The 24,738-nt window shown below is 54.0% G+C and carries 23 protein-coding genes, 1 tRNA gene and 2 pseudogenes; 13 read left to right on the top strand and 13 right to left on the bottom strand.

Going from position 1 to position 24,738, the window contains the following annotated elements:
• Nucleotides 1–12: 12 nt before the first annotated feature.
• Nucleotides 13–1,038 (bottom strand): FAD:protein FMN transferase, encoded by a 1,026-nt coding sequence (locus ACR0KN_RS11360; RefSeq protein WP_480653574.1) that lies wholly within the window; start codon nt 1,036–1,038, stop codon nt 13–15.
• Nucleotides 1,039–1,105: 67 nt separating this feature from the next.
• Nucleotides 1,106–1,291, bottom strand: coding sequence for a hypothetical protein (locus tag ACR0KN_RS11355; RefSeq protein ID WP_170545946.1), 186 nt, complete (start codon nt 1,289–1,291; stop codon nt 1,106–1,108).
• A 122-nt stretch (nt 1,292–1,413) separates the two neighbouring features.
• Between ACR0KN_RS11355 and ACR0KN_RS11350 the strand changes: the two genes are divergently transcribed.
• Nucleotides 1,414–1,938 (top strand): CBS domain-containing protein, encoded by a 525-nt coding sequence (locus ACR0KN_RS11350; RefSeq protein WP_010441346.1) that lies wholly within the window; start codon nt 1,414–1,416, stop codon nt 1,936–1,938.
• A gap of 3 nt (nt 1,939–1,941) precedes the next feature.
• Here the strand turns inward: ACR0KN_RS11350 and ACR0KN_RS11345 are convergent, their stop codons facing one another.
• The 7 genes from ACR0KN_RS11345 to ACR0KN_RS11315 all read right to left on the bottom strand — a co-directional run bounded on the left by ACR0KN_RS11345 (nt 1,942) and on the right by ACR0KN_RS11315 (nt 8,709).
• On the bottom strand, nt 1,942–2,778 hold the full coding sequence (locus ACR0KN_RS11345) for a metallophosphoesterase (protein WP_480653572.1): 837 nt from the start codon (nt 2,776–2,778) through the stop codon (nt 1,942–1,944).
• A 70-nt stretch (nt 2,779–2,848) separates the two neighbouring features.
• Nucleotides 2,849–4,072 (bottom strand): NADH:ubiquinone reductase (Na(+)-transporting) subunit F, encoded by a 1,224-nt coding sequence (gene nqrF / locus ACR0KN_RS11340; RefSeq protein ID WP_480653570.1) that lies wholly within the window; start codon nt 4,070–4,072, stop codon nt 2,849–2,851.
• A gap of 10 nt (nt 4,073–4,082) precedes the next feature.
• Complete coding sequence (gene nqrE / locus ACR0KN_RS11335) at nt 4,083–4,691, bottom strand: NADH:ubiquinone reductase (Na(+)-transporting) subunit E (RefSeq protein WP_010441340.1); 609 nt, start codon at nt 4,689–4,691, stop codon at nt 4,083–4,085.
• Nucleotides 4,691–5,344 carry an NADH:ubiquinone reductase (Na(+)-transporting) subunit D gene (locus ACR0KN_RS11330; RefSeq protein ID WP_480653568.1) on the bottom strand — a complete coding sequence of 218 codons (654 nt, stop codon included), beginning with the start codon at nt 5,342–5,344 and terminating at the stop codon, nt 4,691–4,693. Before ACR0KN_RS11330 ends, nqrE begins: the two co-directional genes overlap by 1 nt.
• The gene (locus ACR0KN_RS11325; protein WP_480653566.1) at nt 5,344–6,159 is read right to left on the bottom strand and encodes a Na(+)-translocating NADH-quinone reductase subunit C; all 816 of its coding nucleotides are present in this window, start codon (nt 6,157–6,159) and stop codon (nt 5,344–5,346) included. The genes ACR0KN_RS11330 and ACR0KN_RS11325 overlap by 1 nt, the downstream gene beginning before the upstream one ends.
• A complete protein-coding gene (locus ACR0KN_RS11320) occupies nt 6,152–7,360 on the bottom strand; it encodes an NADH:ubiquinone reductase (Na(+)-transporting) subunit B (protein ID WP_170772349.1) in 1,209 nt (402 codons plus the stop codon). The genes ACR0KN_RS11325 and ACR0KN_RS11320 overlap by 8 nt, the downstream gene beginning before the upstream one ends.
• Before the next feature lie 5 nt (nt 7,361–7,365).
• The gene (locus ACR0KN_RS11315; RefSeq protein WP_170780546.1) at nt 7,366–8,709 is read right to left on the bottom strand and encodes a Na(+)-translocating NADH-quinone reductase subunit A; all 1,344 of its coding nucleotides are present in this window, start codon (nt 8,707–8,709) and stop codon (nt 7,366–7,368) included.
• Nucleotides 8,710–9,008: 299 nt separating this feature from the next.
• On the opposite strand from ACR0KN_RS11315, the gene ACR0KN_RS11310 reads away from it, so the two are divergent.
• The 3 genes from ACR0KN_RS11310 to ACR0KN_RS11300 all read left to right on the top strand — a co-directional run bounded on the left by ACR0KN_RS11310 (nt 9,009) and on the right by ACR0KN_RS11300 (nt 11,939).
• A complete protein-coding gene (locus ACR0KN_RS11310) occupies nt 9,009–10,124 on the top strand; it encodes a THUMP domain-containing class I SAM-dependent RNA methyltransferase (RefSeq protein ID WP_480653563.1) in 1,116 nt (371 codons plus the stop codon).
• A 128-nt stretch (nt 10,125–10,252) separates the two neighbouring features.
• A tRNA-Pro gene (locus ACR0KN_RS11305) sits at nt 10,253–10,329 on the top strand.
• A gap of 482 nt (nt 10,330–10,811) precedes the next feature.
• Entirely contained in the window at nt 10,812–11,939 is a 1,128-nt protein-coding gene (locus ACR0KN_RS11300) for an amidohydrolase (RefSeq protein WP_480653561.1), read from the top strand.
• Nucleotides 11,940–12,072: 133 nt separating this feature from the next.
• On the opposite strand, the gene ACR0KN_RS11295 is transcribed toward ACR0KN_RS11300, so the two are convergent.
• The gene (locus ACR0KN_RS11295) at nt 12,073–13,119 is read right to left on the bottom strand and encodes a zinc ABC transporter substrate-binding protein (protein ID WP_480653559.1); all 1,047 of its coding nucleotides are present in this window, start codon (nt 13,117–13,119) and stop codon (nt 12,073–12,075) included.
• 56 nt (nt 13,120–13,175) lie between these two features.
• On the opposite strand from ACR0KN_RS11295, the gene ACR0KN_RS11290 reads away from it, so the two are divergent.
• From ACR0KN_RS11290 to ACR0KN_RS11260, 7 genes are all read left to right on the top strand, one after another.
• Nucleotides 13,176–13,688, top strand: coding sequence for a Fur family transcriptional regulator (locus ACR0KN_RS11290; protein WP_170545968.1), 513 nt, complete (start codon nt 13,176–13,178; stop codon nt 13,686–13,688).
• 2 nt (nt 13,689–13,690) lie between these two features.
• Nucleotides 13,691–14,431, top strand: a complete 741-nt coding sequence (locus ACR0KN_RS11285) for a metal ABC transporter ATP-binding protein (protein ID WP_480653557.1) — start codon at nt 13,691–13,693, stop codon at nt 14,429–14,431.
• Nucleotides 14,431–15,237 (top strand): iron chelate uptake ABC transporter family permease subunit, encoded by an 807-nt coding sequence (locus ACR0KN_RS11280; protein ID WP_170474805.1) that lies wholly within the window; start codon nt 14,431–14,433, stop codon nt 15,235–15,237. The genes ACR0KN_RS11285 and ACR0KN_RS11280 overlap by 1 nt, the downstream gene beginning before the upstream one ends.
• Before the next feature lie 207 nt (nt 15,238–15,444).
• Complete coding sequence (locus tag ACR0KN_RS11275) at nt 15,445–16,695, top strand: sarcosine oxidase subunit beta family protein (RefSeq protein ID WP_480653555.1); 1,251 nt, start codon at nt 15,445–15,447, stop codon at nt 16,693–16,695.
• A gap of 11 nt (nt 16,696–16,706) precedes the next feature.
• Complete coding sequence (locus tag ACR0KN_RS11270) at nt 16,707–16,994, top strand: sarcosine oxidase subunit delta (RefSeq protein ID WP_260026591.1); 288 nt, start codon at nt 16,707–16,709, stop codon at nt 16,992–16,994.
• Nucleotides 16,991–19,936 (top strand): sarcosine oxidase subunit alpha family protein, encoded by a 2,946-nt coding sequence (locus ACR0KN_RS11265; protein WP_480653553.1) that lies wholly within the window; start codon nt 16,991–16,993, stop codon nt 19,934–19,936. The genes ACR0KN_RS11270 and ACR0KN_RS11265 overlap by 4 nt, the downstream gene beginning before the upstream one ends.
• Entirely contained in the window at nt 19,929–20,489 is a 561-nt protein-coding gene (locus ACR0KN_RS11260; RefSeq protein WP_480653551.1) for a sarcosine oxidase subunit gamma, read from the top strand. Before ACR0KN_RS11265 ends, ACR0KN_RS11260 begins: the two co-directional genes overlap by 8 nt.
• Nucleotides 20,490–20,497: 8 nt before the next feature.
• Here ACR0KN_RS11260 and ACR0KN_RS11255 read toward each other — a convergent pair whose 3' ends face one another.
• Complete coding sequence (locus ACR0KN_RS11255; RefSeq protein WP_480653549.1) at nt 20,498–21,502, bottom strand: GlxA family transcriptional regulator; 1,005 nt, start codon at nt 21,500–21,502, stop codon at nt 20,498–20,500.
• A 138-nt stretch (nt 21,503–21,640) separates the two neighbouring features.
• Here ACR0KN_RS11255 and ACR0KN_RS11250 point away from each other — a divergent pair.
• A pseudogene (locus ACR0KN_RS11250) lies at nt 21,641–22,251 on the top strand (helix-turn-helix domain-containing protein); the annotation flags it as partial.
• Between the two features lie 64 nt (nt 22,252–22,315).
• On the opposite strand, the pseudogene ACR0KN_RS11245 reads toward ACR0KN_RS11250, so the two are convergent.
• A pseudogene (locus ACR0KN_RS11245) lies at nt 22,316–22,664 on the bottom strand (transposase); the annotation flags it as partial.
• An 89-nt stretch (nt 22,665–22,753) separates the two neighbouring features.
• Nucleotides 22,754–23,791: a glycosyltransferase family 4 protein gene (locus ACR0KN_RS11240; RefSeq protein WP_480653547.1), complete on the bottom strand. Its 1,038-nt coding sequence runs from the start codon at nt 23,789–23,791 to the stop codon at nt 22,754–22,756.
• Between the two features lie 253 nt (nt 23,792–24,044).
• On the opposite strand from ACR0KN_RS11240, the gene ACR0KN_RS11235 reads away from it, so the two are divergent.
• A complete protein-coding gene (locus tag ACR0KN_RS11235; protein ID WP_480653892.1) occupies nt 24,045–24,686 on the top strand; it encodes an IS6 family transposase in 642 nt (213 codons plus the stop codon).
• The last annotated feature ends 52 nt before the right edge of the window (nt 24,687–24,738 follow it).

Here is a 24,738-nt window from a genome sequence, read left to right as displayed (position 1 = left end):
AGTGCCTACCGATCAGTTGGTTCCCAGCGCATCCTTGAAAGCGCTGCTTTGTACGGTGATATAGGCTTCTTCCCCGCTTGTCACATCGCGCGAGATAAAAAACACGGCAAGTTTATTCTTTTCCGCGATTTCCATTCCTTTTTCCTGACCAAGTGCCAGCATCGCTGTCGCCCAAGCATCTGCCATCATCGCATCATCCGCCAGAACCGTGACGGAAGTGGTGCGATGAGTGATCGGCCGTCCCGTGACCGGGTCGATAATGTGCGAGTAACGCACACCATCTTGTTCAAAGAAGTTCTTATAATCACCCGAAGTTGCCATCCCCAGATTATCCAGCGGAACGATTAGTTGGATGGCCTGTGCGTCAGCTTCGGGCTTTTCGATGCCGATCCGCCAGCTTTCGCCCTTGTCGTTCTCACCCATGGCCACCAGATCACCACCAATCTCGACCATATAGTTCTCGATACCAGCGTCGCGCAGTTGTGCAGCAACCGCATCGATACCATAGCCTTTGGCAATCGCAGACAAATTGATCCCCACGCCTGCGTCTGATTTCGCAAGGGTGCCGGCTGCGCTATCCAATGTCAGTAGGCGGGCCTGACCCACCTGAGCTAACGCTGTTGCAATTTCAGCATCGGCAGGAACCGGGTCTTCGGGTTTGCGCGGGCCGAATCCCCACAACTCGATCAGCGGACCAAGGGTGACATCGAACGTACCACCAGACTTCTCATGCACCTCGTTCGCGGCTTCGATCACGAACGCAAACTCATCTGAAACCGGCATTGGTTCTGTGCTGTCTGTGGCCGAGAAGGTCGAAACCTCGGAATTTGGGTCCCAGTTTGACATCTTTGCGTTAACTTGTGCCAGTGTCTCCTGAACCGCCTGACCCAGTGCAGCTTCGTCCAGATCATCGCCGATAGCGGTAATGTTGAACGTGGTACCCATAGTCTCGCCGGACAGGCGCACCACATCAGGTTCCTTGTCAAACAGGCAAGCCGAAACAAACAACAACGAAGCCAAGGCAATCAACGGGCGCATGGGGCGATCTCCTGCGAGTAGTCTTGCCCGGCATATGCCAGCGGCCCTGTTCAGAGTCAAACCGGCGTCAGATCTTGAGCGGCAAAAACGCGAGGGCAAGAAGCCCAATCGTGGCTGGCACACCAAAGATCCATGCGCGTTTTTGCCAGCCTGAGGGTTGTTGTTTCCACACCATGCGGAAATTGTGACCACAGACAACGACAACAAAGAAGATCAACGCAGCAACCGGCGGGGTCAGGTAAAGCTCGCTCAAGAACTTGGAACTCCTTGTAAATTAGTCCGGCTACATCGGTTTTCGAATTTGCACCTATACAGCGCCTATCCCTGCGGTAAGGTAGAGAATAAGGACACTACCTGTGAAAGAGGAGACCGCCCATGGCCCCAAGCTCTTACCAGCCCCCGACCCGTGGCGACAAGGCCGCGAAGGCGACTCGCAGTCAGTCAGTTGAAACAAACCTGTCGCACACACAGACAACGGTTTCAAAACTGCTGGAAGGCAAAGGGGATGCTGTTTTTTCTGTCCGACCCAACGATACGATCCATTCAGTTGTAGATATCTTACGGGAAAAGCGCATTGGTGCGGTTGTGGTCACGGACCAGAATGGTTCGTTGCAAGGGATCCTATCTGAACGTGATATTGTTCGCCGAATGGCGGAAACACCCGGTCAGACATTACCTCAATCTGTGGCCGACCTGATGACGACTGAGGTCAAAACCTGTAGCCCAGACGACTATCTGAACGATGTGCTGAAAACTATGACCGAGGGTCGCTTCCGGCACATGCCTGTTTTAAGTGACGGCAATTTGCGCGGCGTTATTACTATTGGGGACGTAGTCCATTTCCGATTGAAGGAACTGGAATATGAAGCGCTTAGAATGAAACAGATGATTGTCGGCTAACTCTTAAGCCGATTCCCACTCGATTCCGGTGTGACTCGCCGAGATAAATCGGACAGAACCGGGTGAGATTTCCGCGGCGGTCAGGCGGTCGGTGACGAATGCACCGGTGTCGATAGATATGACGTCATTCTCAATCATGGGCTCGTCGACGATCGTATGCCCGTGCACTACCCATTGCCCGTCTTTTCGACGTTTCTTACGAAATTGCGGGTGTCCCCAGAGGCAGGTGCTGTCTTGCTGTCCGTCGACCAGCTGCGACGGGTCAAGCGCAGCGTGAACAACGGTCACATTGCCACTTGTCCAGGTCAGCGGACGATCAAACAGCCAATCCACAAGGGATTGCCCCATCGCGCCCCGAAGCGCTTCAGCGACGGCATCTGGATCGGAGAGGTCAATATCTGTCAGGTCAAATGAGGCCAAGGTCTGGGCACCACCATTGTGCAGCCAAACACGCTCCCATTTTCTTGGATCATCTAGAAACCCAAGCAACATGTCCTCATGATTGCCCTTAAGGCAGATCGCTTTCTTTTCCGAACGTGTGTCCAGGTGGTGTAACTGACGCAAAACCTGTGCGCTGTGCTTACCTCGATCAACGTAGTCGCCAACAAACACTGTAGGACAAGCACCGTCCAATTCAGGCAAAAGCATCTGCAGGAGGTCCAGCCTGCCATGAAGGTCGCCGATGGCATAGAACTTCTCTGTCGGTGCCAGTGAGGATGTGCCTATTACCTGATCAAGTAGCGCTTGAGACGCAAAAAACCTTTTGATCCATCCGGTTAGCATATCGCCTGTTACCTTCTGAGACAAAAACGGCGCAGCATCAGTCGAAAAATAGGGCACCGGGGTGCCTTTTGACTGATGAGCTCTGAGAAAAAAATCGGCTCCAAAGGGTGGAACCGATCAATACTGTTTATCCGCCGAAATCGTCAAGCATGATGTCTTCGCGATCCACGCCCAGATCCAGCAACATGTTGATGACAGACTGGTTCATGATTGGCGGGCCACACATGTAGTATTCGCAATCCTCAGGCGCCGGGTGGTTCTTGAGGTATTCTTCGAACAGAACGTTATGGATAAAGCCGGTGTAGCCTTTCCAATGATCCTCGGGTTGGGCATCCGACAGAGCGACGTGCCATTCGAAATTGTCGAACTCTTTGGCCAGAGTGTCGAAATCCTCGACAAAGAACATTTCTTTCTTCGAGCGCGCGCCATACCAGAAACTGATCTTGCGGTTGCGGTTCTCAAGACGTTTGAGCTGGTCAAAGATATGACTGCGCATCGGGGCCATACCAGCACCACCACCGATGAAGACCATCTCTTTCTCGGTCTCGCGGGCGAAGAACTCACCAAACGGGCCCGAGATTGTGACTTTGTCGCCCGGTTTCAGATTAAAGATATACGACGACATCTGACCCGGCGGGATACCTTCAGACCCCGGAGGGGGCGACGCCACGCGGACGTTCAGCATGATCATGCCTTTTTCATCCGGGTAGTTGGCCATGGAATAGGCACGTTCAATCGGCTCGGCCACGACGGATTTGTACTGCCACAAATTGAAGCGATCCCAATCTTCCCGATACTCTTCTTCGACGTCGAAATCCGTATAAGCCAGCTGGTGCGCAGGCGCTTCGATCTGGATGTAACCACCGGCGCGGAAGTTCACATCCTCGCCTTCAGGCAGGTCCAGTGTCAGGGCCTTGATGAAGGTTGCTACGTTCTCGTTCGAACGAACGGTGCATTCCCATTTTTTGACGCCAAAGACCTCTTCAGGAACTTCGATATCCATGTCCTGCTTGACGGCAACCTGACAAGATAGGCGATCACCGCAAGCCGCCTCACGCTTGGTGATATGGCTTTCCTCGGTGGGCAGGATAGATCCTCCGCCCGAATGCACTTTGACACGACATTGCGCGCACGTCCCACCACCGCCGCAGGCCGATGGGACAAACAGCTTCTCCGCCGCAAGCGTTTGCAGCAGTTTGCCTCCTGCGGGAACCGAGATTGTTTTCTCGCCATTAATGGTGATGTTGACATCACCGGTCGACACCAGCTTGGACCGGGCCGCCATAATGATGGCCACAAGCGCCAGAACGATCAGGGTAAAAAGGATTACGCCAAGGCTAAAAGTTTCCATTGCGCCCTCCTTACAGTTTCACGCCCGAGAAGGACATGAAGGCCATTGCCATCAGACCTGCGGTGATGAAGGTGATGCCCAGCCCTTGCAGGCCATCTGGAATGTCCGAATATTTCAGCTTTTCCCGAACACCTGCCATTGCGGTAATTGCCAGCGCCCAGCCAAAGCCCGAAGACAGGCCATATGTCGCGGCCTCGGCAAAGTTATAGTCGCGTTCAACCATGAACAGCGAGCCGCCAAGGATGGCGCAGTTCACGGTAATCAGGGGCAAGAAGATACCCAACGCGTTGTAGAGTGGCGGGAAGTACTTATCGAGAACCATCTCAAGGATTTGCACCATCGCGGCAATCACACCGATATACGAGATCAGACCAAGGAAAGTCAGGTCCACATCCGGGAAACCCGCCCAGGCCAGCGCACCCGGTTTCAGCAGATAACTGAGCAACAGGTTATTGGTCGGCACAGTGATCGCTTGCACGACCATGACCGAGATACCCAATCCCAGTGCAGTCGAAATCTTCTTGGATACGGCGATGAAGGTACACATCCCCAAAAAGAAGCTAAGCGCGAGGTTTTCGACAAAGATGGCCTTTACGGCCAGAGAAATAAGCCCTTCCATCAGTGCGCCTCTACCTGCTGGATTTTATATTCACGTTCTTCGACCTGGTTCGGCTTCCATGTGCGGAAAGCCCAGATGATCAGACCGATGATAAAGAATGCAGAGGGCGGCAGCAGCAGCATGCCATTGGGCACGTACCAGCCGCCATTGTTCACGGTCTCCAGAATGGTGACACCGAACAGCGATCCTGCCCCGAATAGCTCGCGGATGAAACCGACCAGCAGCAGGATCAGACCGTAGCCCATTCCGTTGCCCATACCGTCAATGAACGACGCAACCGGCGGGTTCTTCATCGCAAACGCCTCGGCGCGGCCCATCACGATACAGTTGGTGATGATCAGGCCAACGAAAACCGACAGGGTTTTCGAGATCTCGAAGGCGTAGGCCTTGAGAACCTGATCCACCAAGATCACCAACGACGCGATGATCACCATCTGCACGATGATCCGGATCGATCCGGGGATCTGGTTGCGCAGGCATGAGATAAAGAACGACGAGAACGAGGTCACGAACATAACCGCCAGCGCCATAACGAAGGACACCTGCAGCGAAGAGGTCACCGCCAGCGCCGAACAGATGCCCAACACCTGCAAGGTAATCGGGTTGTTGTCGACAAGCGGGTCGACCAGCATCTCTTTCTTGGTCTGAGACATCAGAACTCTCCTGCTTGCAGTTTGGCCAGGAACGGAGCGTAGCCCGCATCACCCATCCAGAATTTCACCAGGTTATCGACACCAACCGAAGTCAGTGTGGCACCGGCCAGCGCGTCGACATAGAAATCAGGACCTGCGGCGGGTTGTGACTTAGCAACGGTGATTTGCAGATCGCCCGCGTCATCGCGCAGTTTCTTGCCGTTCCACAGTGCTCTCCAGCGTGGGTTGTCCACCTCAGCTCCGAGGCCCGGTGTTTCACCGTGCTGATAAAACTGCAGGCCAAATATATCGTTGCCGTTGTTTTCCAGCGCGATAAAGCCATAGAGCGTGGACCACAGGCCATAGCCGTGCAGCGGCAGGATGACCTTATCCAGATCACCAGCGTCATCGCGCAGCAGGTAAATTACGCGATACTTGGCCTTGCGACCGATCCCGGCCGGGTCATCGTCCAAAGCAACGCTTAGTTCCGGATCACTGGCGGCAGCGATGTCATCAAAGGTGGCGGGATCGAACTGATCGTCTACAAAATCACCTGTCGCAAGCTCCAGCACATGCGGTTCAAACGCGGCGAAGGCTTCGGTTACATTTATGCCGGGTTCGTAAACACCCGCGACTTGCAAAACATTGACCTGTTTGTCCTTCAGCTTGTTCGCTTCCTGCACAGGGCGCAGGCTGACCGCGGCTGCTGATACGACCATCGACGCAACTAGGCATACAGCCACAGCGACGAAAATCGTCTTGCCAACAGAATCCGGCGAGGCCGCAAGAAACTTGGCAATCGCGCCTTTTGGTTCTTGGGATTGCGGATCAGACATGGCGACGCGCCCTCCGTTTGATATTTGCCTGGACGACGAAATAGTCGATCAGCGGTGCAAAGACGTTTCCGAACAGGATCGCCAGCATCATGCCTTCGGGGAAAGCCGGGTTCACCACACGGATCAACACAACCATGACACCGATCAGCGCCCCGTAGATGTAACGCCCAACATTGGTGTGGCTGGCAGAGACGGGCTCGGTGACCATAAAGGCCAGCCCGAAGGCATACCCACCCAGAACGATGTGCCAGTACCAAGGCATGGCGAACATTGGATTGGTGTCCGACCCAATCACGTTCAGCAGCAGGGTAAAGCCGATGGTTCCGGCCAGACATCCTAAGATCAACCGGTAGTTTGCGATCTTGGTCAGAAGCAGGAAGCCCAAGCCGATCATACAGGCCAGTGTCGATGTCTCACCGAAACTTCCTTGGATGGTGCCGTAGAATGCGCTGGACCAAGTGATGCCTTCGGCGGCCAGAGCCTGAACCCCCTCGGCTGCGGAAACGGCCAAAGCCGTCGCACCCGAGAACCCGTCAACCGGTGTCCAAACCGAGTCGCCAGACATCTGAGCCGGATACGCGAAGTATAGGAACGCGCGGCCCACAAGCGCGGGGTTGAGGAAGTTCTTGCCGGTCCCGCCAAAAACCTCTTTGCCGATCACAACACCGAATATGATGCCCAGAGCCACCTGCCACAGCGGTGTCGTTGCCGGCATGATGAGCGTGTAAAGCATAGAAGTAACAAGAAAACCCTCGTTAACCTCATGGCCCCGCACTGTCGCGAAGATCACCTCGAAGATACCGCCAGCAACCAACGTCACAATATAGATTGGCAGGAAGTAAAGCATCCCGTGCGCTACATTGGCAAAGATACTGGACGGGTCCAGCGAGATGCCGAACATCTGCAAAAGGGCGATCCGCCAGCCTGTGGCCGCATCAGGTCCAAGCGCGGCAATTGCCGAGTTCGCCTGATAACCGGTGTTCCACATCCCCCATAGAATGCAGGGGATCGTGGCGATCACGACATAGGTCATGATCCGTTTCATATCCACATAAGACCGCGCGTGAGGGGCAACGGAAGTTACGGTTTTCGGAGTGTAGATGAAGCTTTCTACCATCTCGTAGATGGGAAAATACTTCTCGTACTTGCCGCCTTTGGTAAAGTTCGGCTCGATCCGATCAAAGAAGCTGCGCAAACCCATTCGGCTCAGCCCTCCTTTTCAATCTTGCTAAGGCAGTCGCGCAGCGCCAACCCGTATTCATATTTCGCCGGGCAGGCAAAGCCCACAAGGCCCAGATCTTCTTCGTCCAGTTCCAACGCGCCCAGAGCTTGAGCAGTGTCGGTATCCATTACCAACAGAGCGCGCAATAGCTGTGTCGGCAGGTAATCCTGTGGCATCAGCTCTTCAAACGTGCCGGTCGGAACCATGGCGCGTCGTCCGCCATTCAAATTGCTGGTCAAGGCATAGAGTTTATTGGCAAAAGCAGACCCCAGGACCGGCTGAACGGCAAATTTCGACGGCATGGGGAGAATCCAACCCATAGTGATCTGGTCGGGATCTTCGCGGATGATGGTGATCTGACGTGCAAAACGACCAAGATACGCCGTCGGGCCTTCAGCATGGCGTCCAGACAGGATCGAACCCGATATGATCCGAGCGGCTCCATCGACATTGACCTCATCACGGATCAGATCGTCAGTTGAGGCGCCCATGACCGTACGGATCAAACGTGGTTGCCGCGCACCCGGTCCGGCCAGTGCGATCACAACATTCGGATCAAGGTGACCGGATTGCATTAGGCGTCCGATGGCAATCACGTCTTGATAGCCAATTGTCCATACCTGCTTGTCAGCGGCCAAAGGCTCTAGAAAGTGAATATGTGTCCCGGCCAGCCCGGACGGATGCGGGCCCGAGAAAGCCGCTGCCTCAACCTCGGGAAGATCAGCACCTGGGATGGCTTCTCCATCTTTGTAGCAAAGATAGGTTTTTCCTTCAGTCAGATGTGAGATTGCGGTCAAACCTGCCGTAAATGCCTCTGATGCATCGGCGATTACCACGGCAGCATCTGCAGCCAGTGGATCGCTGTCCATCGCGGTGACAAAAATCGCTGCTGGTGTCGTCCCCGGTTCGGGCATCTTCGAATAGGGTCGCGTGCGGAAAGAAGTCCACAGCCCGGCCGCACACAGCTTGGCGGTGACACCAGCGCCTGAGACCGCATCACCAACGCCCGAGAAATCAACCCCGGTATCATTGACGTCGGATACTTCGATCACGACGCTTTGAAGAACGCGCCGCGCACCACGGTTAACGGCAACAACTTTCCCGCTCAGCGGTGCGACCATCATCGCCTCTGGCGCGTCCTTGTGACAAAACAGCGGTGTACCGCGCTGAACATCATCACCTTCCTGAACCAACATGCGGGGTTTTAGACCTAGATAATCCCCCCCCAGAACGCCAACACTGGAAAACTCAGGCCCCGGTTGGATGTTTTGCTCGGGCGCGCCTTCAATCGGCAAATCCAACCCTTTTTTTAGTTTGAAAGTTTGCATGTCGCTACGTTCTTCCAAGCCTCTGTCCTGCGCCTGCTGCTTGCCACCTTACAATGATGGCAACAAATATCACGATTTTTCCGATCAGTCCGGTCGCAAAAGCACCACAAACCGACCAGAATCCGCAAGCGTAATTCCGATCAAAGCTCCTTTACGCGGGGATGCACGCAAACGCAAACCTGTTACCGCTCAATTTCGAACCTGAAATTCACATTCTTATGATTCAGTTTAACATTGAGTGGATTTTTGCTCTCAATTTGTATGTCGCACCTAATGTTCATCCGGTGTAAGCAGCCTGAATGAAAGACGAAGATGATCTCGAGATTTTTTTGATCGCCACGCCCGGCCTCGAAGCGCCTCTTTATGCGGAAGCGATCGAGCGGGGATTTGGCGGTCCGCAAAAGCTCGCAGGTGGTGTTGTTTGCCGTGGGGGCTGGCGTGAAGTCTGGCGTGCGAATCTTGAGCTAAGGGGTGCCAACAAAGTTCTGGTGCGACTGGGCAGTTTTCCCGCAGTCCATTTGGCGCAATTGGACAAACGGGCACGCAAGTTCCCTTGGGCCAAGTTCCTGAGATCCGATATTCCGGTAAGGGTCGAGGCAACCTGCCGTAAATCACGCATCTATCATGACAGGGCGGCCCGCCAACGTATTGAACGCGCCATTTCTGAGACACTTGGCGCGCAGGTCTCATCTGATGCCACTGTTCGTGTGCTCCTTCGGATCGAAAAAGATATTTGCACTCTGTCGCTGGACAGCTCCGGTGAGCCATTACACAAACGCGGCCATAAACCCGCCATTGCTAAGGCTCCGATGCGGGAGACCATGGCAGCTATGTTCCTGCGCGAATGTGGTTATGACGGATCTGAGCCGGTCTTGGACCCGATGTGCGGCTCGGGCACGTTTGTAATTGAGGCAGCTGAGATAGCGCTTGGTCTGATGCCTGGAAGATCACGTAAGTTCGCTTTCGAGAACTTTGCCAGCTTTGACCACGATGCTTGGCACGAGTTGCGCAAACGGGCTCAAACGCACGAAACCGAGTTGAAATTCTTTGGTTCCGATCGGAATGAGGGCGCAATTGAAGCGTCGCGTTCGAATGCAATGCAGGCAAATGTGGATCAGATAACCCAGTTTCAACACCGTTCGGTCAGTGACATAAAACCTCCCGCCGGGCAGACGGGGCTGATCATCGTGAACCCCCCTTACGGGGCCCGCATCGGTGACGAAAAGCGCTTGCGCTCCCTATATGGCAGCCTTGGCAAAGTACTCGCCAACCGCTTTAACGGCTGGCGTGTGGGCATCGTTACCACGACACCTGGACTTGCTCGCGCAACGCGCCTGCCTTTGCTCCCGCCCGGTCCGGTCGTCGATCATGGCGGAACCAAAATTCGGCTGTTTCGCACTGAACCACTGAAGTGAGATGCGGTCCAGATCCCCACCTGGACTTGTTGCGACGGTCGCCATTCTGCCCCCGTGGTTTACCCTATACCAATCTCAGAAATCCTCTTGCACATCCAAATCGCGAGGTATAGATCACCCGCCACGGTCGGAGTGTAGCTCAGCCTGGTAGAGCACTGTCTTCGGGAGGCAGGGGTCGGAGGTTCGAATCCTCTCACTCCGACCAATATTTTAAGGGCATTCTGCCGTTTCAGCTTATGGTCAATTTGCTGGATTCTATTAGCCCTCACACTTTCAGCGATAAGCCGGTATGGATCCACTGCCCTTTTGTTGATTGGATGCCCCCGCCGCAAGATGCAAAGCGGCAAATCGAAATGTCAAAAACCCTCCAGACAACCACTGGTTTCTGCAGCTGGATTTCCCAAATCACCGATTTACAGACGGACTGTATATATATCACCCGCGATGCAGTGGACGTATTTGGTCCAACTGACTTCGCATTCAAAAAATTTTAGAGTGCCAAAAGGTGCTGCACCAGAGAACAGCCTGGGCGAATGGACGGCGATCAACGATGCGCTGTCTACAGCCGAGGTTGTGTCGGTGCGATGCATGGGATAAGCAATCGCGCCATCTGCAATTGCGGGACCTACAGCGTGATTGGCCAAAACAATGTTCAACCGCTGAGAAATCTATCCAAGAAAGGCCTTCATGATGCTTGACCTCACCCGCTTTCGTCGTGACTTGCACACACACCCAGAGATCGGCTTTGACCTTGTCAGAACACCCCGCCTGATAGGCGAGCAATTGGAACAAGCTGGTCTGGAGGTCACGCGTGGCATAGGTAAGTCCGGCCTTGTTGCGACGCTGCGCCGAGGTCCTGGGGAAACCGCGTTTGGATTTCGCGCCGACATGGACGCGCTGCCAATAGACGAGGCCAATACGTTTGCGCATCGTTCAGAAACCCCAGGCAAGTTCCATGGATGTGGTCATGATGGGCACAGCACAATGCTATTGGGTGCGGCCTTAAAGCTTGCGGATGACCCGACGCTTAAGCGAACCATACATTTCATATTCCAGCCCGACGAAGAGAACGGAAATGGAGCCGCCGCGATGATTGCGGATGGACTTTTCGACAGATTTCCCATGTCCGCGATTTTTGGACTGCATAATATGCCTGGTATGCCGCTTGGTCATTTTGCAACGCAATCCGGAGCGTTTTGCGCGTTCGAGGACAATTTTGAGATTCAGATTGCTGGCCAAGGCGGTCATGCTTCGATGCCGGACAAAGGAATTGATCCTATCGTGACGGGCTCGGCGATTGTGCTGCAGCTACAATCGATCGTATCTCGGTCGTTACCGGCAAGTGAACATGCGGTCGTTTCTGTCACTGAATTCCTCACAGATGGAGCACGTAATATCCTGCCAAGCAACGTGGTGTTGCGGGGGGATTGCCGTGGCTTTTCCAGCGAGGTGTCTGCCACTATCGAGACCAGAATGCGTGCTATTGTGGAGGGCGTGTGTGCCGCGCAAGGTGCCGCGGCAACGCTAAAATACTCAACATCTTTCAGGCCGCTCAAGAACAACCCTGAAGCCACTGCAACCATCGTCAGCGCTGCGCGCGAGGTAGGTTCGGTAGATGCGGAATTTGGTCAAGTAGGTTTCTCTGAAGATTTTGCCGAGTTTCTGACACACCGCCCCGGCGCGTTCATCCTGATGGGTAACGGACTGGACGGCCCGGCTGCGATGCCCCTGCACAACGCGTCTTATGACTTTAACGACGATGCACTGGATCACGGTGTCGCGGTCTGGGTCAATCTCGCCCATCAGAGCACGTAATTTGATGGCGTCTTTTTAACAAGCCGCCACCCTTGGCTTGTGCTGTTCGACATCCTGACAATTAACGTATTTGGTTACGCTTGCGGATGTTCAGCCCGACCGCCTATTGGTAACGGTTGGGCTGTTCATTGGATCACAGGCATTCAGCCAGTGAGTTTGCCAAATTGCGAATGACTTGCGGATAAAGCTCAACTCCGGGATCAAGGTCAGAGCCCAGCGGGTCAATTACGGCAGTCTTTGCTTCTGTACCGTCTAAAACAGTTGCAACAATTCCTGGGTTGAATTGCGGCTCAGTCAAAACGCAATCAATACCTTCTTCCCGGATACGCCCCTGAATGTCTGAGATACGCGCCGGGCTGGGATCGGTTGCATCGCCAAGAGAAATTGCGCCAGAAGCACGGAAATCAAAGGCGTCCTCGAAATACTGATAGGCGTCATGGAATACGATAAAACGACCGCCTTGAACTGGCTTCAGTGTTTCAGCTACCTCATCTGACAATGCTGTCATATCTTCGCGCGCTGCAGCCGCATTTGCAAAATATGCACCAGCGTTGTCAGGGTCAGCGGCAGAAAGCTGGGCCGCAATGACATTCAGCCAGATTTCTGCATTCGCCGGTGAAAGCCAGGCATGAGGATCATGCTCGCCGTGCCCGTGATCGTCATGATCAGCATGATCGTCGTGATCTTCGCTATCGTGATCATCGTGGCCATGATCATCATGTGCGTGCTCTTCTTCATGATCGTGCTCATCGTGCTTTTCGTCTTCCGCATGATCATCATCATGACCATGGTCATCGTGATCCCCATGATCATGTGCTTCGAATAATGTGTTCTCACGGAAATCAAGCAGAACCGTTCCATCCGATTCCAGAAGCGTTGTGACCGTGGCACCGTCGCTGAGTGTCTCGACAGCGCCTTCCAACCAGGGTGTCAGATCCTCGCCAATCCAGAACACCAGATCAGCCTCTTGCAGTGCAGAGGCTTCCGAGGGACGCAGGTTGTATTCGTGTGGCGATGCGCCCGCTGGGATGACCAGATCAGGTGTTCCAACACCTTCCATAACACGGGCTACCAACGAGTGGACGGGTGCAATGTCGACGGCCACCTTTGGGGCATCCGCCATGGCTGTTCCACCCATTAACGCAGCGGTGATCGATTGTAAGAGCAGCTTTCTGGACATCGGACCCTCAGTGTGATTGTATAACATTGCGAGCGACATACATGATATGGAATAACATGACAAGTGAAGCCACTCCCAATCCTGTTTGCGACGACGCACTTGTTGGGTTTCATAAACACGATCACAAAAATTGCGTTGAGACTGCGCTGACCACAGCCGAAGCTCGGTGCAAAAAAGAAGGGTTGCGGCTAACGCCTGTGCGGCGAAAAGTACTTGAGATGTTGCTGCAGGAGCATCGAGCCTTGGGGGCCTATGCAATTCTTGATGCGCTGCGCGAGGAAGGGTTTGGTTCGCAGCCACCAGTGGCTTACCGTGCGCTTGATTTTCTTGTCCAAAATGGATTTGTTCACAAGATCGAACGTTTGAACGCATTTGTCGCGTGTTCTCATCCCGGAGCAGACCATTCGCCGGCGTTCATGATCTGCCGAAAATGTGACGCTGTGGCCGAAGCGCAGTCTGCACCAGCCAAGGGGATACTTGGCGCAGCTGCACGTGCAACGGGTTTCGAAATAGAGCGAACGGTTGTAGAAGCCGAAGGGCTTTGCCCCAGCTGCACTGAAAAGGCGTAGAAATGAGCTTGATCTCCGTTGACAATCTCAGCGTACGTTACGGCGCGAATACAGTTCTGCGACATGTAGATATGGTTGTCGAGGCCGGAGAGATAGTAACCATCGTCGGTCCCAACGGATCAGGCAAGACCAGCCTGTTGAGGGCGATCATTGGCGCAACAAAACCAGCCGCAGGACAGGTTTCATTGAAACCAGGATTGAAAATTGGATATGTGCCTCAAAAACTGCACATCGATCCGACACTGCCAATCTCGGTCGAGAGGTTCATGCGGCTGACCGATCGCGTTTCCAAAGCAAAATGCGAAGAAGCGCTTGAATCTGCCGGAGTGCCGGATCTGCTGAAACGACAGATGTCGCAATTGTCAGGTGGGCAATTTCAGCGCGTGCTGTTGGCGCGGGCCCTGATAAACCAACCAGATGTATTGCTATTGGACGAGGCAACACAAGGACTCGACCAACCGGGATCGGCTGCGTTTTATCACCAGATCGAAGAAGTCAGGCGGGACACCGGATGCGCCATTCTGATGATCAGCCACGAATTGCACGTGGTCATGAGCGCTTCAGATCGCGTGGTCTGCCTGAACGGGCACGTGTGTTGCGAAGGCTCCCCCGCTGTGGTGGCCTCGGCCCCGGAATACCGCGCTCTGTTTGGGACAGGAACAGGCGGTGCGTTGGCCTTATATCGGCATGATCATGACCATGATCACGATCACTGTGAAACCTCTCAAGAAGCGGCAGAATAATGCTTGATGATTTTATGACACGCGCAACGCTGGCAGGCGTTGGCGTGGCTTTCGCCGCAGCCCCGCTGGGCTGCTTTGTCGTGTGGCGTCGGATGGCGTATTTCGGAGATGCCACAGCGCATGCCGCAATCTTGGGGATCGCGCTTTCGCTGACATTTCAGTTGTCAGTCTTTACTGGGGCATTGGCTGTTGCGCTTGCTATGGCGCTTACCGTAACACTGTTGTCCGGGCGCGGGTATGCGATGGATACGTTGCTAGGTGTTATGGCGCATTCCGCCCTCGCATTTGGCCTCGTCGCCGTTTCCTTTCTGTCCGGCGTACGAATTGACCTTATGGCCTACCTCTTCGGCGATATCCTTGCCGTATCGCGTACTGATCTGCTTGTAATCTGGGGCGGCGCCGTCCTTGTCGTAGCGCTGATCGCGTGGCGCTGGTCTCACCTTCTGACGGCCACGTTAAACGAAGAACTGGCATATGCCAGCGGCTTCAACCCCAGACGCGAGCAGTTAATCCTGACATTGGCGCTTGCCGTAACAGTGGCAGTGGCAATCAAGGTGGTGGGTGTTCTTTTAATCGCTGCAATGCTGATCATACCTGCTGCAGCGTCTCGAAGTTTGGCGCGATCACCGGAATCGATGGCATTGATCGCCGCCGCTATTGGCGCATTCTCGGCGGTCACTGGTCTAAGGGCGGCCTATATGTTCGATACACCTGCCGGTCCGTCCATCGTCTGTGTCGCCGCAATTCTATTTGCCTGCCTCAGCGTCGTCGGATTGCAAACACGCGACCGATCCAAGCTCAATTAGGTTCGACGCAAGATCTGCGCAGGCTTTTCATTCCTTTAGTCATGGCGGACATGATGTATCCGGCACCCACATTCTATAGAATTGCCCTACCGTAAAGAGAACTTAGTCAAAGCCTGCCATTCAGGTCTGATTCAGGGCTATAGATGTCGGATTTGAGAGTATCCAATTCACCAAAATAAAGCGATTCTTTGGAAAAAGGTCTGATTCATGCGATATTCTGGTTTCACCGTCATCAAAGAAGCGCTTCGCGGTCACAAAGGATGGAAACCGGCGTGGCGTGATCCCGAACCCAAACAGAAATATGACATTGTCATCATCGGCGGCGGCGGTCACGGTCTGGCGACGGCCCATTACCTTTCCAAAGTGTACGGCTTTCGCAATGTTGCTGTGATCGAGAAAGGCTGGATTGGCGGCGGCAATGTCGGGCGCAATACGACCATCATACGTTCAAATTATCTGCTGGATGGTAATGAACCTTTCTACGAATTCTCATTGAAACTGTGGGAAGGTCTTGAACAGGACCTGAATTACAATGCAATGGTCAGTCAGCGCGGGATTATCAACCTGATCCACTCGGACGCACAGCGCGACGCCTTCACGCGACGCGGCAATGCCATGATCCTAAACGGCGCGGATGCCGAACTGCTGGATGCCGAACAGGTACGCAAGGAGTATCCGTTCCTCAATTTTGACAACGCGCGTTTCCCCATCAAAGGCGGTCTGGCTCAGCGACGCGGCGGCACCGTTCGTCACGATGCCGTAGCATGGGGCTATGCGCGCTCGGCGGATAGTCACGGCGTCGATATCATTCAGAATTGCGAAGTCACCGGATTCCGCATCGAAAACGGCACATGCGTGGGCGTTGAAACTTCGAGAGGATTCATTGGGGCCGGTAAGGTTGGCTGTGCCGTTGCTGGGAATTCGGGGCGTCTGATGGGAATGGCGGGTATGCGACTGCCGATTGAAAGCCACGTGCTACAAGCGTTTGTCTCCGAGGGTTTGAAGCCGCTTCTGCCGGGCGTCATCACTTTTGGTGCGGGACATTTCTATGTCAGCCAATCCGATAAAGGCGGCTTGGTATTTGGAGGCGATATCGACGGCTACAACTCTTACGCTCAGCGCGGAAACCTGCCAGTAGTTGAAGATGTCTGCGAAGGCGGCATGGCGCTGATGCCAATGATCGGCCGCGCGCGACTGCTGCGCATGTGGGGCGGGATCATGGATATGTCCATGGACGGGTCGCCCATTATCGACCGCACACATATCGACGGGCTCTATTTCAATGGCGGCTGGTGCTATGGCGGCTTCAAGGCCACTCCTGCATCGGGCCATTGTTTCGCGCATCTGCTGGCAAAGGACGAGCCACACCCAACAGCGACCGCCTATCGCTTTGACCGCTTTCGCACCGGTCGGATGATTGACGAAAAAGGTATGGGCAATCAGCCCAATCTGCACTGAGGAAGCCAAAAATGATCATCCAACATCCATTGCTGGGTCCCCGTGACAGTTCAGAGTTCGTGTATCTGGGCGACGCGTCCTTGATAGACCGTCCCGACTGGCAAGCTCAAAACGCAGTCGAGACATTCTATGATTACGCCTATCTGCGCGACAATCCAGCGGGCGAACACCGTGAGCTGTGGTTTCACGAAGGGGGGGATCGATCCTGGCTCGTCGTGACACGCAATACGGTTACGCATGAGATTTCGAAAGTGGAATTGGCCCGTGATGTAGCCCGGATGCAAGGACGTTCCAAATGACCCAAGTCAACCGGCTGAACGGCGGTCAGATCGACCGCACCAGTACTCTGAATTTCAAATTTGACAACCGCAACTTCACGGCGCATCCGGGAGACACTCTGGCATCCGCCCTTCTAGCCAACGGCGTGCGCCTGATTGGGCGATCATTCAAATACCACCGCCCCCGTGGTATTTTGAGCGCCGGGTCTGAAGAGCCCAACGCCTTGGTTGAACTGCGTACGGGCAATCGAAAAGAACCCAACACACGGGCCACGACGATCGAGATGTTTGACGGGCTCGAAGCGCATTCTCAGAACCGATGGCCAAGCCTCAGGTTTGACGCGATGGCGATCAATGATCGGTTTTCAAATTTTTTGACCGCAGGCTTCTACTACAAAACCTTCATGTGGCCCGCCGCATTCTGGGAGAAGCTCTATGAACCTGTTATCCGCCGGGCTGCAGGGTTGGGCACCATGTCGATGCAGGAAGACCCTGATGAATATGACAAGGGATTTAGGCACTGCGACCTTCTAATTATCGGCGCGGGTCCAGCAGGATTGATGGCAGCGCTAACCGCCGGTCGTGCGGGGTCCGAAGTGATACTGGCGGATGAGGATTTTGCCCTCGGTGGTCGTTTGAATAGCGAAACATACTCGCTGAACGACGACATCGCTGAAAGCTGGATTGCACAGACGGTGGCAGAGTTGTCCGCGATGCCGAATGTCCGCCTGATGCCGCGCACAACCGTTATCGGTGCTTTCGATCATGGAATTTACGGGGCGGTCGAACGGAAAGGCGATCATCTGTCCGCTCCATCCGAGGGTAAACCCCGTCAAATCCTATGGCGTATCTATTCTGGGCGCGCACTCTTGTGCGCTGGCGCAACCGAGCGCCCGATTGCCTTTGAAAACAATGATCGGCCTGGCATCATGCTGGCCGGAGCGCTGCGCAGTTATGCTAACCGTTTCGCCGCCACCCCCGCGCAACGCGTGGCTATTTTTACCAACAATGACGATGGCCACCGCACCGCAGCCGATCTGCATGCCAAAGGGGTGAAAATCGCGGCCGTTGTTGACGTTCGGCCCGAGGCCCCACTGAACGGTGACTATGAGGTGCTGCGCGGCGCCGAGCTGATCGAGACCAAAGGGCGTCTTGGCTTAACTTTCGCCGAGGTCAAATTGGCCGACGGCTCAAACCGGATATTGGATGTTGGTGCGCTTGGTATCTCAGGCGGATGGAACCCGAATGTGCACCTGACCTGCCACCAACGCGGTCGCCCGGTCTGGAATGAGACCCTGTCTGCCTTCGTCCCCGGCGATACGTTGCCTCCGGGCCTGACAGTCGCCGGAGCCGCAAATGGCATCATGTCCACTCATGGTGCCTTGAAATCCGGTGCCGAAGCCGCCACCCACGCACTTGACTTGAAAAGCGATGCCATCGCGATACCAACGGCCGAAGATGCTCCGGTCACTCAGACGCCATTCTGGTATGTCCAAGGTTGTTCGCGGGCATGGCTGGATCAACAGAACGACGTAACTGTCAAAGACGTAAAGCTCAGCCATCAGGAAGGCTTCCAGTCGGTCGAGCATCTCAAACGTTACACCACGCTGGGCATGGCAACCGATCAGGGTAAGACTTCGAACATGGGCGGCTTGGCAATTATGGCCGAGATCGCCGGGAAATCCATTCCGCAAGTCGGCACCACTATCTACCGCCCGCCCTATACGCCAGTGCCAATAGCAACCTTTGCGGGCCGTATGAGGGGGAAGGAATTTCACCCCACCCGTCTGACACCATCACACCACTGGGCCAAAGAGCGCGGTGCCGTGTTTGTGGAAGTCGGCAACTGGTTGCGCGCTCAATGGTTCCCGTTACCGGGAGAAACGCATTGGCGGCAATCCGTTGACCGCGAAGTGCGCCAGACTCGTGCCTCGGTCGGAGTGTGCGATTGCACCACGCTGGGCAAGATTGATGTACAGGGCACTGATTCTGCGGATTTCCTGAACCGGATCTATTGCAATGGTTTTGCCAAGCTAGCCGTCGGCAAAACCCGCTATGGGCTTATGCTGCGTGAAGATGGCATTGCAATGGATGATGGCACCGCAGCTCGGCTGGCCGAAGATCATTTTGTGGTTACAACAACGACGGCCAATGCGGTAAAAGTTTACCAGCACATGGAGTTTATCCGGCAATGCCTGTTCCCGGACATGGACGTGCAATTGATCTCGACCACCGAAGCCTGGGCACAATACGCCGTTGCTGGCCCGAATTCACGTAAGTTGCTGCAGAAAATAGTGGATCCGGAATTCGATATCTCGAATGACGGTTTCCCCTTTATGGCCTGCGGCAACATTACCGTTTGCGGTGGATTACGTGCTCGTCTGTTCCGGATATCATTCTCGGGTGAATTGGCATTCGAGATCGCGGTCCCATCCCGCTATGGCGATGCCCTCATGCGACGATTGATGGTCGAAGGCGAAGAATTCAACGTGGTGCCCTATGGCACTGAAGCACTGGGCGTTATGCGGATCGAAAAAGGTCATGCGGCGGGCAACGAACTAAACGGGACCACCACCGCACTGAACCTTGGCATGGGTCGGATGGTATCAAAGAAGAAAGATAGCATTGGCTCAGTTCTGTCAGAGCGTGAAGGGCTGAACGAGGCTGATGCGTTGAACATGGTCGGCGTCAAACCCGTGAACAGCGCGGATAAGATCACCGCTGGCGCGCATCTCATGGATGCATCCGGTCCGGTCGATGCAGCGCATGATCAGGGCTATGTCACCTCAGCCGCCTTCTCGCCTTCTCTGAACTGCTATATCGGTCTGGGCTTTCTGAAGAACGGAAGTGACCGTCATGGCGAAAAGATGCGCCTTGTGTCGCCGCTAACCGATCTGACCGTCGAGGTCGAGATTGTTTCGTCCCATTTTGTCGACCCTAAGGGAGAACGGCTCCGTGCATGATCTTATCGCGTTAACCGCACTTGGTGGAGCAAACCCGGAAACCTGCACTATTGGCAGCGTAACCTGCAGTGAAGTCCCCGATGTTGCGCTGGCTTCGGTCGCGGCGCGCTTGGGGCGTGAAGGCGAAACTCATTCGGCGTTGGCCGCTTTGATCGGGCAGAAGGCACCTGGTATCGGTCAGTTTTCAGGACAAACCCTCATAGCCTTTTGGGCTGGACCCGAACAATGGATTGTCGAGGCTCCCTTCGAAAGTCATGAGGGTCTTGCGGAATTGGTGAAAGATGGCACCAAAGATGCTGCTTCGGTGTCCGAACAGACGGATGCCTGGGCCCGGTTTGATCTAAAAGGTCCCGATGTTCAGTCGGTGCTGGAACTGTTGTGCAATCTGGACTGCAGAAATTTGGCGACAGGGGGCGCAGCACGAACCTCAATTCACCACCTGGCATGCTTCCTCCTGCGCCGGTCAACCGATTTGTTCAGTATATACGCTCCGCGATCTTCAGCCCGATCTCTGCAACATGCGATTGTCGCTGCAATGAAATCCGCACTGTGACACGCAGTTCAGCTTGAGGGCAGCGGAGCATTATCCTCAACTCGAAAGCGGTTGATCCGACGGCGGTCCTCGCTTGGGCTCAAGCCGAAGGCCGCGCGATAATGAGTCACCAACGGTGCGACAGAACTATATCCGACTGCTGCCGCAATTTCAGAGATTGGGTCTTTTGTATACACCACCATCTGCCGCGCCGCCTTCATACGCATCGCGCGAAAATAATGGCTGGGGCTTTGTCCGGTGGCCTGCTTGAATGCGCGTTCGATCTGACGCGGAGTGACACCCGTTTGACGCGCGACCTCGGTGATCGAAATCGGCTGACCGACGCTGCCCGCGAACAACTCGATCGATTTGGTAACAAGCGGCGGCAATCTGTCTCCGGAATCCGATTGACGGACATTCGGAACCTGTTGTTTTACACTCGTTCCACGCATCATCGGGTGCTGGAACCAGCAAGCCACTTCATGCGCGACCTCACTACCCAATCGATCTTGGATCAGATGCAGGGCCAGATCAAAGGCTGCGGCTGCCCCTGCCGCGGTATAACGATTGGCAGCAGATACAATCACCTCGCGCCGAGCCTCGATATCTGGAAACTCGGCCTCAAAAGCAGCCTCATAGCACCAATGTACGGAAACCGGACACCCAGTCATGACCCCTGAGCGGACCAAAGGGAAAACGCCACCACTGATACCCCCAAGAACTGCTCCATGTCGCGCGAGCGCGCGCAATGCACCATTGCCCTGCTTTGGGTCCCGGAACCCGGCGACGGGACTGCTGAGCATGAAGAGGATATCGATGGATTGACAATCAGATAGAGGCCGGTCGGCCTCGAACCCGACATTGGCGCTGGACCTGACTTTCTGCCCTGCCTCAGAAACCAGATGCCAGCAAAAAGCCTCCTGTCCCGCTATCTCGTTTGCTGCCCGCAGGGGTTCAATCACCGAGGTCAAACACGCCATCGGAAACCCATCAAACAGCAAAATGCCCAACTCGATTGTTTTTTCAGCCAGCATGATATTTTCACTATCAGAATATATTGTTGATATGTTAGCCCGTATGGAAGTTGCGATGCACGGTACATGTTCGCAGAAACAGGCAACTCAAGTATAGCAATAGGCTGAATGTCCAGAACAGAAAATCGCGACACCGAAATGCCTACCAATCTGACGCAAAATCCGCATTCCTTTCGGGCAGGCGAACGAGAGAAGGTGTTAGAAGTTGCGATCGGGCGCGAAGTTCGGGCCTTTCGCAAACTGCAAAACATCACTGTTGCCTACTTGGCCCAATTAACCGGTTTGTCGATCGGCATGTTGTCGAAAATCGAAAACGGCAACACCTCTCCTTCATTGACGACCCTGCAATTGCTGGCAGATGCGTTGTCGGTGCCGCTGACAAGTTTTTTCCGACAGTTCGAAGAACGCCGAGAAGCCGTCCACACAAAAGCCGGAGAAGGGGTGGAGCTTGAACGCGAAGGGACACGCGCCAATCACCAATATACTTACTGGGACACTTGGGTGCGAACGGATCGGGCGTAATCGTGGAGCCGTATTTGATCACGCTCACTGCCAAATCCGACATTTTTCCGACATTTCAACACGGCGGGATCGAAACAATTTACATGCTTGAGGGCGAACTAGATTATCGCCATGGGGATCAGATCTATCCGCTGAAAGCTGGCGACACCCTGTTTTTCGACGCCGACGCTCCACACGGACCAGAAAGATTGGTGAATCTGCCAGCACGTTATATTTCGATCATCAGTACCCTCAAACAAACTGAACAATGGCATTTTGTGAAAATATCGATGCGTCCTGAGGGCAGTTTGCTATCAGGCGGCCACGCCCCTTTCTCGCGACCATGCTGATCGCGGTACGGCGTGCCTTCAGACAAGTCGCATCAATCATCATGGTTTTTTTCTTCGCCGTGTTCGGCAACTAGGCAAACCATCATTCGGACGCAGATGCACTTCTCACGCCAACGTTTTCAGAGGCTATAGAGCGTTTTGTGCGGACCGCAGGCTTCGGGCGCATCTCGCCACTTTAATCCATTGCGGTTGATGAAGATAATCCCGCCTAGTATCCTTCTATCATCGCCCCATGGCCCGCCGTGCGACTTCGGGTAAAAAGCGGAAAACTTGGCCATCTGCTCATCGGTCAGTTGGAAAAGGTCGTTTATATCACCACTCCATTTCCGAGCCGTGAATCATGCAGCGCGTTGAAAATCAATGCATGCGGACCCTAATAGCTTCGGCATAAATCAGGTGGTCAGGAAGCTTTTAGTAGTGAGCGATACACTTGAACTATAGCCTTTGCCTCGCTCTCAATTCTAAAATTCTGTTGGACATGGCATCTGGCAACACGACCTTTGGCCGTTAGTCTGTCGCGGTCTGAAAGCATTTCTCTAAGCGCGTCGGCCAAAGCCTCGGCATTGTCCTTCTCCACCAGCCGTCCTGTCTCACCATCTTCAATTTGGGCATTAAAGGCGCCTACCCCATCGCAAGCAATGACGGGAACACCTGAAGCCATTGCTTCCAAAGGAGTCAGTCCAAATCCTTCGTGCCGAGCAGGCGCAACAAACAAGTCCAGTGCACGGTATAATTCGACGAGTTCGCTCCATGGGCGTTCACCTAAGAAGTGCACACGCTCCGCCAAGCCGGCTGATTGCAATTTTTTCTCTTGCTGTTGTTTAAACTCGATAAACTCTTTTGTTGTACGACCTGTAAATACAATTTCGACATTTGGAAACGCAGGCAGCACTTCAATGGCTGCATCCACCAATAGGTCGACACCTTTTTGGGGGCGAATACGGCCGAAGCAACCAACCAATGTACAGTGAGGAAGTCCAAGTTTGTTTCTTAGAGCTCTTTTATCATCCTCAGGATGGAACAAGTTAGTGTTTACACCATGCATAATGACTGTTGCGGGATGATCTAGGAACGATGCAGCCTGAGGAGTTGTTGCGATCAGTGCATCCATTTTTGATATCAGCCATTTGGTGTAAGCAGAATGATTGCGTTGGGCTGCTGACGTAAACAGCAGTTTGAAGTTTCGCCGGAAGATTGTTGTCAACACCAAGCCCATCAACATTTCAGCATTTCGACGCGCGTGCCAGACCCGCTTAACATCGCGAGACAAAAATAATGTTCTCCAGAGCCTTATATGTGGGATGTCCTTCGGAAGACCCGGTCCGGTCGCAAAAATGCCGATCATCTCTTTTTGAATTGGCAGTAAGCGGACAATGGTTGTTGTCACCCCCGAAAGACTTCGCTTCAGATTGGGCGCAATGACCTCAAGATTATGCACTCTATGCTCCTGCCTGAATCTGCTTCAGAGATGGTTGCAATATTTTGGGCAATAAAGCGATTCATTAGGTCGATGACAAGAGCGAGCGGTTCCCCGTATCTATTTGACACAGCCGTAAAAAGCCCCACAGGACGAAATATTTTTTATTGGCAGCTATCGTTAGTTTTTTGGGTTCTGTCGCAAAATTCGCCCCTACCTGTCAGATCGAACACAGTTCTGCTTACGCATTCTGACATGACAGGAGCAGACCGTGATTATCTTTCTTAAAGGCGCGCATTTTCCGAAAGACGTGATCCTGCACGCGGTTTTCTTCTACCTGCGCTACGGTGTTTCATACAGGGATCTGGAAGAAATCATGGCAGATCGTAGCGTTGATCCGGATCATGCAACTCTAAACCGTTGGGTCGGTCGATATGCAGACCTTATTGCTGAAACAGCGCGGTATAGAAAGCGTTCGACAGATCGTTCGTGGCGCTCGGATGAAACATATGTGAAAGTGAAGGGCGAGTGGATTTATCTTTACCGAGCGATCGACAAGTTCGGCAAGACGCATGATTTCATGTTATCCGAGCGCCGGGATAAAGCCGCAGCGACAAAGTTCTTCGCCCGCGCGCTCGAAATCAACAGGCTGCCGCGTAAGATCGTCATCGACAAAAGCGGGGCCAACACCGCCGGCATCAAAGCAATCAACAAGATGCTGAAGGGCTTTGGTTGCCCAATACCGATTGAGATGGTTAGGCGGATGTACCTCGACAATATCATCGAACAAGACCATCGATTCATCAATCGACGGATAAGGCCCGTACTCGGTTTCAAATCTTTTGCTTCAACCGCATCTGTCCTAGCAGGTATCGAATTGGTCAACATGATCCGCAAAGGTCAATTCACGCCCTGACTCCGCCCGTTTAAGCAATTCGCCGAACTTGCTGGTAAGCTGTTCACCAATT

Source organism: Ruegeria sp. AP7, from assembly GCF_056539905.1.
The sequence above is the reverse complement of the archived record's forward strand: the minus strand, read 5'-3'. Positions and strand labels throughout refer to the sequence as shown.

Coding starts and splice junctions, on each gene's coding strand:
- ACR0KN_RS11360 (WP_480653574.1), bottom strand. CDS start 1,038: ATGCGCCCGTTGATTGCCTTGGCTTCGTTGTTGTTTGTTTCGGCTTGC.
- ACR0KN_RS11350 (WP_010441346.1), top strand. CDS start 1,414: ATGGCCCCAAGCTCTTACCAGCCCCCGACCCGTGGCGACAAGGCCGCG.
- nqrF (WP_480653570.1), bottom strand. CDS start 4,072: ATGGAAACTTTTAGCCTTGGCGTAATCCTTTTTACCCTGATCGTTCTG.
- nqrE (WP_010441340.1), bottom strand. CDS start 4,691: ATGGAAGGGCTTATTTCTCTGGCCGTAAAGGCCATCTTTGTCGAAAAC.
- ACR0KN_RS11330 (WP_480653568.1), bottom strand. CDS start 5,344: ATGTCTCAGACCAAGAAAGAGATGCTGGTCGACCCGCTTGTCGACAAC.
- ACR0KN_RS11325 (WP_480653566.1), bottom strand. CDS start 6,159: ATGTCTGATCCGCAATCCCAAGAACCAAAAGGCGCGATTGCCAAGTTT.
- ACR0KN_RS11320 (WP_170772349.1), bottom strand. CDS start 7,360: ATGGGTTTGCGCAGCTTCTTTGATCGGATCGAGCCGAACTTTACCAAA.
- ACR0KN_RS11315 (WP_170780546.1), bottom strand. CDS start 8,709: ATGCAAACTTTCAAACTAAAAAAAGGGTTGGATTTGCCGATTGAAGGC.
- ACR0KN_RS11310 (WP_480653563.1), top strand. CDS start 9,009: ATGAAAGACGAAGATGATCTCGAGATTTTTTTGATCGCCACGCCCGGC.
- ACR0KN_RS11300 (WP_480653561.1), top strand. CDS start 10,812: ATGATGCTTGACCTCACCCGCTTTCGTCGTGACTTGCACACACACCCA.
- ACR0KN_RS11295 (WP_480653559.1), bottom strand. CDS start 13,119: ATGTCCAGAAAGCTGCTCTTACAATCGATCACCGCTGCGTTAATGGGT.
- ACR0KN_RS11290 (WP_170545968.1), top strand. CDS start 13,176: ATGACAAGTGAAGCCACTCCCAATCCTGTTTGCGACGACGCACTTGTT.
- ACR0KN_RS11285 (WP_480653557.1), top strand. CDS start 13,691: ATGAGCTTGATCTCCGTTGACAATCTCAGCGTACGTTACGGCGCGAAT.
- ACR0KN_RS11280 (WP_170474805.1), top strand. CDS start 14,431: ATGCTTGATGATTTTATGACACGCGCAACGCTGGCAGGCGTTGGCGTG.
- ACR0KN_RS11275 (WP_480653555.1), top strand. CDS start 15,445: ATGCGATATTCTGGTTTCACCGTCATCAAAGAAGCGCTTCGCGGTCAC.
- ACR0KN_RS11270 (WP_260026591.1), top strand. CDS start 16,707: ATGATCATCCAACATCCATTGCTGGGTCCCCGTGACAGTTCAGAGTTC.
- ACR0KN_RS11265 (WP_480653553.1), top strand. CDS start 16,991: ATGACCCAAGTCAACCGGCTGAACGGCGGTCAGATCGACCGCACCAGT.
- ACR0KN_RS11255 (WP_480653549.1), bottom strand. CDS start 21,502: ATGCTGGCTGAAAAAACAATCGAGTTGGGCATTTTGCTGTTTGATGGG.